Genomic DNA, 13025 nt, shown 5'->3' on the forward strand with positions numbered 1-13025 from the left:
TTATTTCCTTTTTTTAACGTCAGTCACAGTCTCACCAAAAATCAAACAGACAGGAGAACACAAATCAAAACTTTTTCCTGAATCTGTTAATGTTCCTTTGCTTTCGTTAATCTTAAAAATTACAATATTGTTAGTATATTGATGTCCAACCAAAAGAAATTTTCCTGTAGGGTCAATTACAAAACTCCTTGGCCCTTTGCCTAATGTACCGGTTTGCCCTTTCAATTGCAATTTTCCTTTCTTTAAAATCTTAAAAACTGAAATATTGTTTGCTTCTCCTCTATTGGATGCATATAAAAACTTTCCATTTGGAGAAATTTCAATAGCTGCAGAGCTAAATGCACCCTTAAAATCTTTTGCCAAAACTGTCGTTTCAAAAACTTTTGCAAGCTTTCCGTCCTTATAGCTGAAAGAAGTTATTGAACCATCTAATTCTTGCAATAGATATACATATTTTCCGTTTTTACTAAACTTTAGATGCCTAGGACCACTTCCAGAAGTTACAGAAACACTATCTTTTAGCGTTAAAACATCGGTAGGAGCAGTGGCATTATAGTTATACACGTAAACTTTGTCAGTACCTAAATCATTGCTCAAGACATATTTTTTATCTGGCGAAAAATAAACCATGTGTACATGTGCTTTTTCTTGCCGATCAGGATTTACTCCTTTCCCATAATGCTGCACTACTTGCTTAGCTTCGGTTAAGCTGCCATCTGCATTTTTTCCAAAAACAGCAATATTTCCTCCTGAATAATTAGCTACAATCACATTATTATCATCATTGATAAGATAACAGGGATCTGCACCTTTAGAGTCAACTTTATTTATAGAGCTTGGTTTTCCGCTTGCCGGATCAAAACTAAAAGAACTTACCGTACTATCATTTCCGTTTTCATTAACTGCGTATAAAAACTTACCATCTTTAGAAAGCGATACATAACTAGGGCTGGAAATACTATCTGAACTTTTTTTCAATCGGATTTGAGCGTTTTTAGTATTAAACTCATATACATAAATTCCCCTGCTGCTGCATGAATTAGTATAAGTCCCAACAATAAGATTTAGGATGTTTTTTTGAGCCTGCATTGAGACAACCGAAGAAATTAATAGAATAAATAAATAGATTTGTTTCATTTGCTGTTGAAATTGTTATTGAAATTGATTTTTTATTGATTGTCCAAAAGTTTTTTAGCAGAAATATCCGTTATAACTTTTTTTCCTGTTTTAGCTTCCAATTCTTTCAAAGCAACTTTAGCTACATTTCCACCTTGTTGTGCAACTTTCTGACTTTCTTGAAATGATTTTGGATTAACCGCTTGTGAAATATCTTTGGTAGAAGCTTCGGCAAGCATATTTAAAATTAATTCGGTATTTGTCATATTGTCCCGAAGATTTTCCTTTTTCAATCCTTTCAAAATTTTATATTCTTTAGTCGTTTTATCGGACCACGCTTTGGTTATAATATCGGTTAATATAGCAAATTGGCTTCCTTCTTTTAACCCTCGGCTTTTCCATTCATCAGTAAGTTCTTTTCGAATTTCAATACTTTTTAAGCGCTGATTAATCCAACTTTCTGAATAGCCTAATTGCAGATAATGCTGTAATGCTCTGTCTATGCCTATTTCTGGATCCTGCATTTCATCAAGTCGTTCGCTCCCCACTTGAGCCAACCAAAGTTTGAAAGGTTCTGCTTTTGGAGAAGGGACAGATTGAATTAATCTAAATAATTGTTCAGTATCAGCAACATCTGTTTTATAATATTTACCATCAGATGAAACCATTTTCAGTTGGTTACAATTTGTAACCAACTGACTTCCTTCTTTTTTTAGACGGTTTTTCAAAACTTTCCAATAATTATTCGGATTTGGGCTTTCGGATAATATCCCAATAACATCAACAATAGAAAAATACCATTTCTCCACCTCTTCGTTCCATAAAGAACGAACTTGCTTTTGTTCAAATAATTGCAATGCGGTTTCTTTTGTCATAATTACGTAATATTAATATTTTTAGTATTAAAAACATGACTTTTTAAAGAATATTATTTATTACTCACTCTTTTTCCCTTCCACAAACAAAGATGATGCATAAGCCGTAAAGGTTCCGAAAAGTCCTACTCCTGCTGTCATTAATATAACTGCAATAATTCTTCCTTCCGTTGTTACCGGGAATTTATCTCCATAACCAACAGTCGTTATCGTAACATACGCCCACCACAAAGCATCTTCAGCCGTTTTTATATTTCCATCATTTGTATTTTCAACCTGTAAAATTGCTATTGATGAAAATATTATCAACATTATAGCAAAAATTGAAACAGTTGTAAGTGCCCCTTTTGCCCTATTTTTAAAAATATGATTTAAAAGTAATCTTGAAGAACGGAAAGCTCTAACAATTCTGAACAACCTAATTAATCTTAATAATCTTCCTGTTCTAAAAAAATTTATCATAGGAATACTCGAAATTAAATCAATCCAACCCCAACGCATAAATCTTAATTTATTATCTGCCTTAAAAAATCGAACTGTAAAATCAATAAAGAAGATTAAACAAATAGCATTATCGATAAACTTTAAAAGTTTGGAAGTTTCTGATGGCAGAACAAAAATTGTTTCTAATAATAAAGCACTTAAAACATAAATTGTAAGAACCATTATTACAATATTAAAGTATCCTAATTTATCACTATTTTCAGTTGTATTCATTAATTATTAAATTTATTCTTCAAATATAACCTAAATCCGAACAAAATCTGAAATCCGAATTCTGAAATCTTAATTCAAAATACTATCTTTGACAAACTCATTTTCAGAATGCATTTTAAACAACCCGAAATTCTATACTTTCTTTTCCTGTTGATTGTTCCAATTTTGGTGCATTTATTCCAATTAAGACGTTTCAAAAAAGAATATTTTACCAATGTCCGATTTCTAAAAGCCCTTTCGATCCAAACCCGAAAAAGTTCTAAAATCAAAAAATGGTTACTTTTGGCATGCCGTCTTCTTTTATTGACATGTATAATTCTGGCTTTTACACAGCCTTTTTTCGAATCCAAAGACAGTAAAAACGTTAACAATGAAATGTATATTATTCTGGACAATTCCTTTAGTATGCAGGCCAAAGGAAAAAAAGGGGAATTATTAAAACGGGCAATTCAAGAACTATTAGAAGAAACTCCTGAAAACGCTAACTTTTCATTACTTACCAATACCGACAGTTACTGGGATACTGATATCAGAACTATTCGGAATGAGCTGCAAAACCTGAAATACAGTGCAGTCCCCTTTCAATTAGACAATATTTTAGCTAAAGTAAAAGCACATAAATCGGCATTCAAAAAAGATATTGTGGTAATTACTGATGCTGTGGGGCTAACTCCAAATCAATTAAAGAATATTGAAACAGATGATATTCCGTATTTCATTATTCCAAAGGCAGAACAAAAAAACAATGTAGCAATAGACAGTGTTTTTATCCGTCAAACTCTTGATGATTTTTACGAATTAAGCATCAATACAACCAATTACAGTGAGGATTTCAAACCTGTTTCAATGGCTTTATACAATCAAAACAAACTGATTGCAAAAACCATCATTAATTTTAAAAATAAAAAAGAAACCATCAATTTCACTATTCCAAAACAAGCTTTTCACGGATATGTCTCCATTGAAGACAATGATTTAGGATATGATAATAAATTATTTTTTAGTATTTCAAAAATCAAAAAGAATAACATCATCAGTATTGGAACACCCGAAAAAAATAATTTCCTGAGCCGAATTTACACCAATGATGAATTCAATTATAGTTCATTTACGTTAAATACTTTGGATTACAACAGTATCGAAAAGCAAGATGCTATTATTTTAAATGAATTGGACGAAATTCCTCAAGCACTGCAAACCACTTTGAAAGCATTTGTCAAAAAAGGAGGAAACCTAATTGTAATTCCATCAGAAACAGCGTCAGTTTCTAGTTTAAATGCGTTATTAAATCAATTTGGCAGCACTCAATTCAAATCATTGGAATCGAATGAAAAGCTGATTACAAAAATTAATTTCAGTCATCCGTTATTTGCTGGTGTTTTCGAAAATAAAACCAATAACTTTCAATATCCAAAAATCAAAAAAGATTTTACTGTTTCCACCACGAATCCGGCCATTTTAATTTTTGATGATAAATCTCCGTTTTTAATAGGATTACAGAATACTGCTTCATCAGTTTATGTGTTTTCAGCTCCTTTAAACACGTTGAATTCAAATTTTCAGCAATCTCCATTGATTGTTCCTGTTTTTTATAAAATGGCTTTAAGCAAGCTAAATAACGGAATTAATTCAAACATCATTGGAAATAACACCTCCTATCTCGTTTCTGTCAATTTGGCAAAAGATGAAATCCTGACGGTAAAAAATCAAGATGAACAATTTATTCCAGTGCAGCAATTATTGAATAATAAAGTGCAGCTATTCTTTAATGATTATCCTGAAAAGGCAGGCAATTATACAATATATGATTCCAAAAAACCAATAGAAAATATCAGTTTTAATTATCCAAGAACCGAAAGTAATCTGGATCAAGTAAACGAAACTCTATTATCCGATTATAAAACAAGTGATTCCATTTCAACCATTTTTGACACGCTGCAAAGCAACCGAAACGATAATCAAATTTGGAAATGGTTTATTATCTTTGCACTGCTTTTTCTGGCATTGGAAATGGCAATTATCAAATTTGTGAAATAATTTTTTTCACCATTAAGACATTAAGAATATTAAGTTTTTCTTTATTAACTTATTCTTAATGGTTCAAGAAAATTAAGTTTTAATTTTCTAAACATAAATTTTATTGTTTCAACTAAAGTAAATTATCTAACATGAAAATAATCATCCGAGACGCCAAAATTATCGATTCGAAAAGTCCCTTTAACAACCAGACTCTAGATCTTTTAATTGCAGATGGTTTTATAAAAAAGATAGGAACGGCACTTCCAAATACCGATAATACCGAAGAACTAAGGCTTGATAATCTTCATATTTCACAAGGATGGTTTGACAGCAGCGTTTCCCTTGGAGAACCTGGTTTTGAAGACAGGGAAACAATTTCAAACGGACTGGATGTTGCTGCAAAAAGCGGTTTTACAGCCATCGTACTGCAACCCAACTCCTTTCCTGTTATAGACAATCAAGCACAAATCAATTTTGTGAAAAATAAAGCCAACGGTTTTGCAGCACAGCTTTTTCCAATTGGAGCTTTAACCAAAGAAAGCGAAGGTAAAGACATGGCCGAATTGTATGATATGAAAAATGCTGGAGCAGTTGCCTTTGGAGATTATACAAAAAGCTTGGACAATGCCAATTTGCTAAAAATAGCTTTGCAATACGTACAGGATTTTGACGGATTAGTTGTCGCTTTTGCGCAAGATGACAAAATAAAAGGAAACGGCGTAGCTAATGAAGGCGTTGTTTCCACCCGATTGGGGCTAAAAGGTATTCCAGACTTAGCCGAAGAATTACAAATTGCCAGAAACTTATTTTTATTGGAATACACCGGAGGTAAAATGCATATTCCAACCATTTCTTCAGCAAAATCTGTACAGTTAATTAAAGAAGCTAAAGCAAAAGGGCTAAACGTTACCTGCAGTGTAACCGTTCATCATTTGGTATTAACCGATGAAAAACTGGAAGAATTTGACACGCGTTTTAAAGTAACTCCGCCACTAAAAACTGAAAGCGACAGACTAGCATTGATTAATGGAGTTTTGGATGGAACTATCGATTTAATCACTTCCGATCACAATCCAATTGACATTGAACACAAAAAAATGGAATTTGATTTGGCAAAAAACGGAACCATAGGTCTAGAAAGCGCTTTTGGAGCTTTAATGACAGTGCTTCCATTAGAAACTATAATTGAAAAATTTACCGCAGGAAAAGTGATTTTTAGCATCCCAACCAACAGCATCAGCGAAGGCGAAATCGCCAATATCACTTTATTCAACCCAGAAGGCTCTAGTATTTTCACAAAAGAAAACATACTTTCAAAATCCAAAAATTCAGCATTTTTAGGCACCTCTCTAAAAGGAAAGGCTTATGGAATTCTGAACCAAGGAAAATTAATTTTAGGATAACAAATCAGTATGAACAACAATATCGAAGCTGGAAAAACAGCAGCTATTACCAGTTATATTTTAGGCATTGGCGTATTTATAGCCATGTCAATGAATAGCGAAGACAAAAATGAATTTGCATCGTTTCATATTCGACAAGGACTAGGACTTACACTTACTTTTATTTCTTTGGGCTTAATCATTAATAACTTTGACAGCCTAATGATCTCTGCACCTATGTGGATTTTCATTTCTGTTTTGTGGACTTATGGCATATTCAGCGCTATTAAAGGCGAAACAAAACCGGTACCATTACTTGGAGAATACTTTCAGAAATGGCTTAAAAGCATCTCATAAAGTTCACATCTTAAAACTGAATACTAAATAAACTGAATACTGAACACTAATTTATGAATCTATCTTTAGAATATAAAATAAGAGAACCTAAAGTGATTCTCGATAAAAATCCTGTATTGCTTTTACTTCACGGCTACGGCAGTAACGAAGCCGATTTATTTTCGTTTGCGACAGAATTGCCAAACGAGTATTATATCATTTCAGCTCGTGCTCCTTATGACCTTCAATACGGTAGTTATGCTTGGTATGCCATAAATTTCGATGCTGACCAAAATAAATTTTCAGATAACGACCAAGCACGGATTTCAAGAGATGTAATTGCCGGTTTCATTGATGAATTAGTCGCTAACTACCCTATTGATATCCAAAATGTCAATCTGATTGGTTTTAGCCAAGGTTCAATTTTAAGTTATGCCGTTGCACTTTCGTATCCTGAAAAAGTGAACAAAGTAGTAGCAATGAGCGGTTATCTAAATTTAGAAATTGTTACCGAAGATTACTTAAAAAATAATTTAAGCAAACTCAAAATATTTGCCTCTCACGGAACAGTAGATCAGGTAATCCCTGTTGATTGGGCAAGAAAAACACCTGGGATTTTAGAAAAACTGGGCGTTGCAATAACCTATAAAGAATATCCTGTAGGTCATGGAGTAGCTCCGCAAAACTTTTTTGATTTCAAAAATTGGCTTTCTGGGAAATAAGTTCTCAGTCTCAGTTTTCAGTCACTGCCAATACTGAAAACTGAGACTGAAAACTTAATTATTTCTGATAAATAACAGACTGATTCACTTCAAAAGAAACACTTTCATCATCATTGATAAAGTACTTCAGCAATACTTCTCCCCAATATTCTCCGTCACTATAGTCAGCTATTATCCAACGATGATTTAACACTTTTACTTTATTAATAATAAACTTATTTGCTCCCAATTGGTCTTGTCCCGTATAAGGATTTCCTTTTGGATTAGCATTCAAATCCAATAATTGAGCGGTAACATAAGGAACTAAAGTCGTATAATTTCTGATTTTATCAGATTTAGCCGAGTCGAAATAATTTTGGGCATTTTCATTTCTTTCCAATGAAAAATAATCAGCATCGGAGAGTTTATTGGTAACCAACTGTAAAGTATCTTTTAGCTTGGCTGTGTTTTTTTTATATTTTTCCTGTTCAAAAGTCACTTCTTTGCTTAAATACATATACGTATAAACATTAAAGACCAAAGACAGAATTAAAGCGTAAAGGAGTAATGATTTTTTCATTTGTAGATTAAATTGTAATTTCTAAATTATCGTAGGCCAAGAAAACGTTTTCCGGCAGTTTCTTTTGAACTTCTTCATGAAAACCAAGCATGTGGCTAATATGTGTCAGATAGGCTTTTTCGGGTTTTAGCAAAGCTATAAAATCAAGTGCTTCCTGCAAATTAAAATGCGTATCATGAGGCTGTTCCCGCAATGCATTAACAACCAAAACCTTGAGACCTTTTAACTTAGCTATTTCTGCTTCATCAATAGTTTTCACATCTGTTAAATAAGCAAAATTATCAATTCTAAATCCAAAAACCTGCAAATCTCCATGCCACACATTTATTGGAACAGCTGTTTTATTACCAATTGAAAAAGGCTGGTTATTTCCGATTTCGAAAGTTTTTACAGAAGGTGCGCCAGGATATCTATTGACAGTTTCGAATATGTAATCAAAACGCTTTTCAATATTGGCAAGCACCCTTTTATGAGCATAAATTGGAATCGCTCCCTGCCTGAAATTAAAAGGCCGAATATCATCCAAACCAGCCGTATGATCAGCATGTTCATGAGTAAATAAGATACCGTCCAATTTTCTGCAGTTAGACGACAACATCTGCTGTCTGAAATCAGGTCCGCAATCGATTACGTATGAATGGTCTTCCCATGTAATCCAAACCGAAACCCGGAGCCTTTTATCCTTAAAATCAGTGCTTTTGCAAACTTCATGATCAATTCCTATAATTGGAATCCCTTGGGATGTGCCAGTACCTAAAAAATATACCTTCAATTTGTTTCTTTTTTTTACAAAAATAGAATTAATTCTCTTTTATGAGAAGCCTAATTAGTTAACTTTGTGACATAATTGCCGAATTTAAACAAAAAAAATGGAAGCCAAAAAGATAAAACTAAAAGGAGACAAAGTTATCGAGCAAATCCCTTCCTTAAAGGACAAAGCACTTCGTATTAATTTAAACGAAAATATATACGGAACTTTTGCTGAAATTGGAGCTGGTCAAGAAACAGTCAGGCATTTTTTTAGATCTGGTGGATCATCTGGGACAATCGCAAAAGCTATGTCTGCCTATGACAAAGATTTTAGTGATGCCGTTTATGGAACTGAAGAAGACGGTCGTTATGTAACTGAAAGCCGACTGAAAAAAATGTTGACTTTTGAAGGCGAATTGATTGAAGAACGATTAAGCCGGACAAAACATCCTAACAAAATGTTTTTCAGTTACGCCAACACCGTTGCCACCATAGATTTTGCAAAACAGTTTAAAGGCCATGGCTGGGTTGGAATTCGATACCAACTGGATCCAACTGAAGACTATAACGAAATTATCATCCACATTCGTTTCAAAGAAACGGATTCTAGATTACAACAAGAAACCTTAGGTGTTTTAGGAGTTAACCTTATTTATGGTGCTTTCTACAAATACAATGACCCAAAAAAATTACTGCGTTATTTATACGACCATCTTGACAAAGATCAATTAGAAATTGACACCATTAATTTCTCAGGTCCTCGTTTTGCTGATGTTGATAATCGTTTAATGAGTCTGCAACTGGTAAAAAACGGCATGACCGATGCCGTAATGTTCAACCCAAAAGGCAAAAATGTTCTCCCAGCTGCTATTCTGTACAAAAAAAATATACTTGCTTTTAGAGGAAGTTTCCGTCCAGTTACCAAAGTAAACATGGATATGTATGCCAATTCCTTAAAAATGTTTTTGGCCGAAAATAAGGTAGAGAAGGAAAACACTTTGGTAATTTTCGAAATAACACTATCTAATCTTAGATCTGATGGCGAAATTGACGAAAGAGATTTTATGGATCGTGCCGAATTGCTATGTTCATTGGGACAAACCGTAATGATATCCAATTTCCAAGAATACTACAAAGTAGTTGAATATTTCTCTAATTATACCAAAGCCAGAATGGGACTTGCTATGGGAGTAAACAACTTAGTAGATATATTTGACGAGAAATACTACCGCCATTTGAGCGGCGGAATTTTAGAAGCCTTTGGAAAATTATTTTACCGCGATATGAAAGTCTTTTTATATCCAATGCTGGGTGAAGAGGGAGAAATCATTACTTCCAAAAACTTAAAAGTACATCCTAGAATGAAAGAATTATACAAATTCTTTAAATTCAATGGAAAAGTAGTCGATATCGAAGATTACAACCCCGAAATATTAGAAGTATTCTCTCGCGAAGTCTTAAAAATGATTAGTGCTGGAAAACCTGGCTGGGAACCAATGCTTCCTCCAGGAGTAGCCGAAATTATTAAAGAAAAACATCTTTTTGGATATCAGCCCAATACGCTTTTGGAAGCGAGTAAATAATTTGAGCTAAAAAAAATCTATCCATAATTAATAAAATCCAAGGAAGACTAATTGTTTTTCTTGGTTTTTTTTTTAAATATCAAGAAAAACTTAAATACCAAAAAGTTATATATATTTGATAAAAAGTATTAAAACCAAAATAATTTAAGCATAAATAACAAAAATGAAATTGCCAATTGTAATTCACCAAAAGCCAACTATACTAGAAATATTTTTAATTATAATCATACTATCAATTACTTTTATTCCTTTCGTTTACGGGATAAATACCAAACACCCCATATTTTGTCTTAGCATCATTTTTGGTATCATCTGCTTTATGCAATTTAATAGAATTACAAAAGGTAAATTCACTCCTTTGAAAATGATTCAAAAAACAATAGTAGTTGGTTTTTCTGAAAACAACATTGAAATTAACGAAAATCAAAATACTATGATTCACAAATGGAGAGATTTACAGGAAATAGAAATCAATATATTCGCTTATAAAGGTCGGTTTTATGGTGGTGACAATATGACATATAATGGAATTGAGAATTCAATAAAATTCATCGAAAACGGACAAAAATTTAAATATCAATTTTACATCGAAAATGTTAATCAATTTAAATCATTAAAAGAACAATTTACCACAACAATTCTACCTCAATTAAAACAATTCCAGAATCTAAAAAAATTAAGCTGTTTACAATCTCAATTAAAGTTTTCTAGAGACAACAACAACCTTAATAATGACATTGATTATCTGGACGTTACAGATTACCTATAAAATCATCACAAAAGGAATTCTCTTGTGGTGATTTTGATTTATTTTAAAATTTGCCCAGCGTGTTCTTTAGTTTTTACAGCAGAGATAACATCGCTAATGATTCCGTTTTCATCAATTACAAAAGTGGTTCTGTGAATACCGTCATATTCCCTTCCCATAAACTTTTTTGGTCCCCAAACTCCGAAAGCATTTATTACTGACTTATCTTCATCAGCCAATAGCGGAAAAGGAAAATCATGTTTATCTCTAAACTTTGCTTGTGCTTTGGCACTATCAGCACTTACTCCAAGAAGTACATAATTATTAGCCTGAAAACGCTCGAAATTATCCCTTAAATCACAAACCTCTGCCGTGCATCCAGGTGTTGAAGCTTTTGGATAAAAGAAAACCACCAGTTTTTTTCCTTTATAATCTGCTAATTGATGTGATTTCCCATCTTGATCTATCCCTGAAAATTGTGGTGCTTGATCTCCTATTTTTAATGTAGTCATGTTATTTAGATTCTAAGTTACTAAGAAGCTAAGGTACTAAGTTTTGTAAAAAATGACATTCAAATTCAATTCAAAAACTAAATAATATTATTTTTACATCCAAAAACAGTCTTAAAAACTCAGATTCTTAGCAACTCAAAAAAATGACCAAACAGGAACGCGTAACATTTGTTATCAATACACTAAATGAATTATATCCTACTATTCCAATTCCGTTAGACCATAAAGATCCATATACTTTACTGATTGCCGTTTTACTTTCGGCACAATGCACAGATGTTCGGGTTAATCAAATTACTCCCATACTTTTTGCTAAAGCCGACAATCCGTATGATATGGTTAAAATGTCGATAGAAGAAATCAAGGCAATCATTCGCCCTTGCGGTTTATCTCCAATGAAATCGAAAGGTATTCATGGCTTGTCACAAATTTTGATTCAAAAACACAATGGGCTTGTACCTCAGAGTTTTGAGTATTTAGAAGAATTGCCAGCAGTTGGGCATAAAACAGCCAGCGTTGTAATGTCACAAGCTTTTGGAGTTCCTGCTTTTCCAGTTGATACCCACATTCACCGGTTAATGTACCGCTGGAACTTGACAAATGGCAAAAATGTAGTTCAAACTGAAAAGGATGCCAAACGTATTTTCCCTGAAGAATTATGGAATGATCTTCACCTGCAGATTATTTGGTATGGACGTGAATATTCGCCTGCGAGGGGATGGAATTTGGAGAAAGACATTATTACCAGAACAATTGGGCGAAAATCGGTTTTGAGTGAATTTGATAAAAAATAATCACAGCTATAAATAACAAATTTCACTAATTTTATAAAAAAATTAGTGAAATTTGCGGGAATCTGGTATAGATTAAAATACTTTTAACTTATAAAATTAATTTACTACAATTTCAAAAACCTTTTCCTCTATTTTAAACATTTTCAATGCTTTAGAGTAATTCAATAAAAAAGAAACAACTTCTTTATCCGGTTTCATTTTTTTGACAATTTTTAATTCTTTAGAGTAATTCTTTTCCATATCAATATAAATTTTATATTATAACGGATTAATAACCCTTTTATTATCAATTAGTCAAAACAATTTGATGCTTATCTATAATTTTCCTCAAATTCATTATTGCATAACGCATTCTGCCTAATGCCGTATTGATGCTGACCCCTGTAATTTCTGAGATTTCTTTAAAACTCATATCCTGATACATACGCATGATTAAAACTTCTTTTTGATCCAAAGGAAGCTCTTCAACTAGTCTGCGTACATCAACCTCAACCTGTTCTGCAATAATTTGATTTTCGACAGTAAGTGAATCATCAGACATTATAGAAAAAATAGAAAATTCCTCTGTCTCTCTGTACATCGGCATTTTTTTTAACTTTCTAAAATGATCAATAATTAAGTTATGGGCAATACGCATAACCCAAGGCAAAAATTTTCCTTCTTCGTTATATGAATTTAATTTTAAGGTTTTGATTACTTTGATAAAAGTATCTTGAAAAATGTCGTTGGAAACGTCTTTATCTGAAACTTTAGAATAAATAAATCCAAACACTTTGGACTCATGCCTTCTTATTAATATAGCCAATGCGTTTTCATCGCCAGCCATATAATCCTTTACTAATAAAGCATCTGTTTTTTGAATATTTGCCATAGCTATTCCTTTTTAGATTGTTAGTTCTTGGGGGTAGTCTT

Annotated in this window: 15 protein-coding genes; 7 read left to right on the plus strand and 8 right to left on the minus strand. The window is 32.7% G+C overall.

The features are described from left to right. The 3 genes from CLU83_RS10165 to CLU83_RS10175 are packed head-to-tail and all read right to left on the minus strand — an operon-like array spanning nt 1 to nt 2708. A complete protein-coding gene (locus CLU83_RS10165; protein WP_100431507.1) occupies nt 1-1137 on the minus strand; it encodes a lactonase family protein in 1137 nt (378 codons plus the stop codon). A gap of 32 nt (nt 1138-1169) precedes the next feature. Continuing rightward, on the minus strand, nt 1170-1991 hold the full coding sequence (locus CLU83_RS10170; protein WP_100431508.1) for a Bro-N domain-containing protein: 822 nt from the start codon (nt 1989-1991) through the stop codon (nt 1170-1172). Nucleotides 1992-2051: 60 nt separating this feature from the next. After that, nucleotides 2052-2708 (minus strand): ion transporter, encoded by a 657-nt coding sequence (locus CLU83_RS10175; RefSeq protein ID WP_100431509.1) that lies wholly within the window; start codon nt 2706-2708, stop codon nt 2052-2054. A gap of 108 nt (nt 2709-2816) precedes the next feature. Here CLU83_RS10175 and CLU83_RS10180 point away from each other — a divergent pair, with 108 nt between their 5' ends. The 4 genes from CLU83_RS10180 (at nt 2817) to CLU83_RS10195 (ending at nt 7167) form a co-directional block, all read left to right on the plus strand. After that, entirely contained in the window at nt 2817-4745 is a 1929-nt protein-coding gene (locus tag CLU83_RS10180) for a BatA and WFA domain-containing protein (protein ID WP_100431510.1), read from the plus strand. A gap of 131 nt (nt 4746-4876) precedes the next feature. After that, entirely contained in the window at nt 4877-6130 is a 1254-nt protein-coding gene (locus tag CLU83_RS10185; RefSeq protein ID WP_100431511.1) for a dihydroorotase family protein, read from the plus strand. Nucleotides 6131-6139: 9 nt separating this feature from the next. Further along, nucleotides 6140-6466: a hypothetical protein gene (locus CLU83_RS10190; RefSeq protein WP_100431512.1), complete on the plus strand. Its 327-nt coding sequence runs from the start codon at nt 6140-6142 to the stop codon at nt 6464-6466. A 53-nt stretch (nt 6467-6519) separates the two neighbouring features. Next, on the plus strand, nt 6520-7167 hold the full coding sequence (locus CLU83_RS10195) for an alpha/beta hydrolase (RefSeq protein ID WP_100431513.1): 648 nt from the start codon (nt 6520-6522) through the stop codon (nt 7165-7167). Nucleotides 7168-7225: 58 nt separating this feature from the next. Here CLU83_RS10195 and CLU83_RS10200 read toward each other — a convergent pair whose 3' ends face one another. Then, nucleotides 7226-7726, minus strand: a complete 501-nt coding sequence (locus CLU83_RS10200) for a hypothetical protein (protein ID WP_100431514.1) — start codon at nt 7724-7726, stop codon at nt 7226-7228. A 7-nt stretch (nt 7727-7733) separates the two neighbouring features. Further along, nucleotides 7734-8498 carry an MBL fold metallo-hydrolase gene (locus CLU83_RS10205; protein ID WP_100431515.1) on the minus strand — a complete coding sequence of 255 codons (765 nt, stop codon included), beginning with the start codon at nt 8496-8498 and terminating at the stop codon, nt 7734-7736. A gap of 97 nt (nt 8499-8595) precedes the next feature. Between CLU83_RS10205 and CLU83_RS10210 the strand changes: the two genes are divergently transcribed. Both CLU83_RS10210 and CLU83_RS10215 read left to right on the plus strand, forming a co-directional pair. Beyond that, a complete protein-coding gene (locus CLU83_RS10210) occupies nt 8596-10059 on the plus strand; it encodes a nicotinate-nucleotide adenylyltransferase (protein WP_100431516.1) in 1464 nt (487 codons plus the stop codon). A 364-nt stretch (nt 10060-10423) separates the two neighbouring features. Next, nucleotides 10424-10828, plus strand: a complete 405-nt coding sequence (locus CLU83_RS10215) for a hypothetical protein (protein WP_198512277.1) — start codon at nt 10424-10426, stop codon at nt 10826-10828. A 38-nt stretch (nt 10829-10866) separates the two neighbouring features. Here the strand turns inward: CLU83_RS10215 and bcp are convergent, their stop codons facing one another. Next, nucleotides 10867-11319 carry a thioredoxin-dependent thiol peroxidase gene (gene bcp / locus CLU83_RS10220; RefSeq protein ID WP_100431518.1) on the minus strand — a complete coding sequence of 151 codons (453 nt, stop codon included), beginning with the start codon at nt 11317-11319 and terminating at the stop codon, nt 10867-10869. Between the two features lie 143 nt (nt 11320-11462). Between bcp and nth the strand changes: the two genes are divergently transcribed. After that, nucleotides 11463-12113 carry an endonuclease III gene (nth, locus tag CLU83_RS10225; protein ID WP_100431519.1) on the plus strand — a complete coding sequence of 217 codons (651 nt, stop codon included), beginning with the start codon at nt 11463-11465 and terminating at the stop codon, nt 12111-12113. Nucleotides 12114-12209: 96 nt separating this feature from the next. On the opposite strand, the gene CLU83_RS22260 is transcribed toward nth, so the two are convergent. After that, a complete protein-coding gene (locus tag CLU83_RS22260) occupies nt 12210-12353 on the minus strand; it encodes a hypothetical protein (protein ID WP_198512278.1) in 144 nt (47 codons plus the stop codon). A gap of 46 nt (nt 12354-12399) precedes the next feature. Further along, nucleotides 12400-12984 carry an RNA polymerase sigma factor gene (locus tag CLU83_RS10230; protein ID WP_100431520.1) on the minus strand — a complete coding sequence of 195 codons (585 nt, stop codon included), beginning with the start codon at nt 12982-12984 and terminating at the stop codon, nt 12400-12402. Between the last annotated feature and the right edge of the window lie 41 nt (nt 12985-13025).

It is taken from the genome of Flavobacterium sp. 1, from assembly GCF_002797935.1.
Taxonomy (GTDB): domain Bacteria; phylum Bacteroidota; class Bacteroidia; order Flavobacteriales; family Flavobacteriaceae; genus Flavobacterium.

What these genes read in the sequence shown, in the direction of transcription:
- CLU83_RS10165 (WP_100431507.1), bottom strand. Translation starts at nt 1,137, where the DNA reads ATGAAACAAATCTATTTATTTATTCTATTAATTTCTTCGGTTGTCTCA.
- CLU83_RS10170 (WP_100431508.1), bottom strand. Translation starts at nt 1,991, where the DNA reads ATGACAAAAGAAACCGCATTGCAATTATTTGAACAAAAGCAAGTTCGT.
- CLU83_RS10175 (WP_100431509.1), bottom strand. Translation starts at nt 2,708, where the DNA reads ATGAATACAACTGAAAATAGTGATAAATTAGGATACTTTAATATTGTA.
- CLU83_RS10180 (WP_100431510.1), top strand. Translation starts at nt 2,817, where the DNA reads ATGCATTTTAAACAACCCGAAATTCTATACTTTCTTTTCCTGTTGATT.
- CLU83_RS10185 (WP_100431511.1), top strand. Translation starts at nt 4,877, where the DNA reads ATGAAAATAATCATCCGAGACGCCAAAATTATCGATTCGAAAAGTCCC.
- CLU83_RS10190 (WP_100431512.1), top strand. Translation starts at nt 6,140, where the DNA reads ATGAACAACAATATCGAAGCTGGAAAAACAGCAGCTATTACCAGTTAT.
- CLU83_RS10195 (WP_100431513.1), top strand. Translation starts at nt 6,520, where the DNA reads ATGAATCTATCTTTAGAATATAAAATAAGAGAACCTAAAGTGATTCTC.
- CLU83_RS10200 (WP_100431514.1), bottom strand. Translation starts at nt 7,726, where the DNA reads ATGAAAAAATCATTACTCCTTTACGCTTTAATTCTGTCTTTGGTCTTT.
- CLU83_RS10210 (WP_100431516.1), top strand. Translation starts at nt 8,596, where the DNA reads ATGGAAGCCAAAAAGATAAAACTAAAAGGAGACAAAGTTATCGAGCAA.
- CLU83_RS10215 (WP_198512277.1), top strand. Translation starts at nt 10,424, where the DNA reads ATGATTCAAAAAACAATAGTAGTTGGTTTTTCTGAAAACAACATTGAA.
- bcp (WP_100431518.1), bottom strand. Translation starts at nt 11,319, where the DNA reads ATGACTACATTAAAAATAGGAGATCAAGCACCACAATTTTCAGGGATA.
- nth (WP_100431519.1), top strand. Translation starts at nt 11,463, where the DNA reads ATGACCAAACAGGAACGCGTAACATTTGTTATCAATACACTAAATGAA.
- CLU83_RS22260 (WP_198512278.1), bottom strand. Translation starts at nt 12,353, where the DNA reads ATGGAAAAGAATTACTCTAAAGAATTAAAAATTGTCAAAAAAATGAAA.
- CLU83_RS10230 (WP_100431520.1), bottom strand. Translation starts at nt 12,984, where the DNA reads ATGGCAAATATTCAAAAAACAGATGCTTTATTAGTAAAGGATTATATG.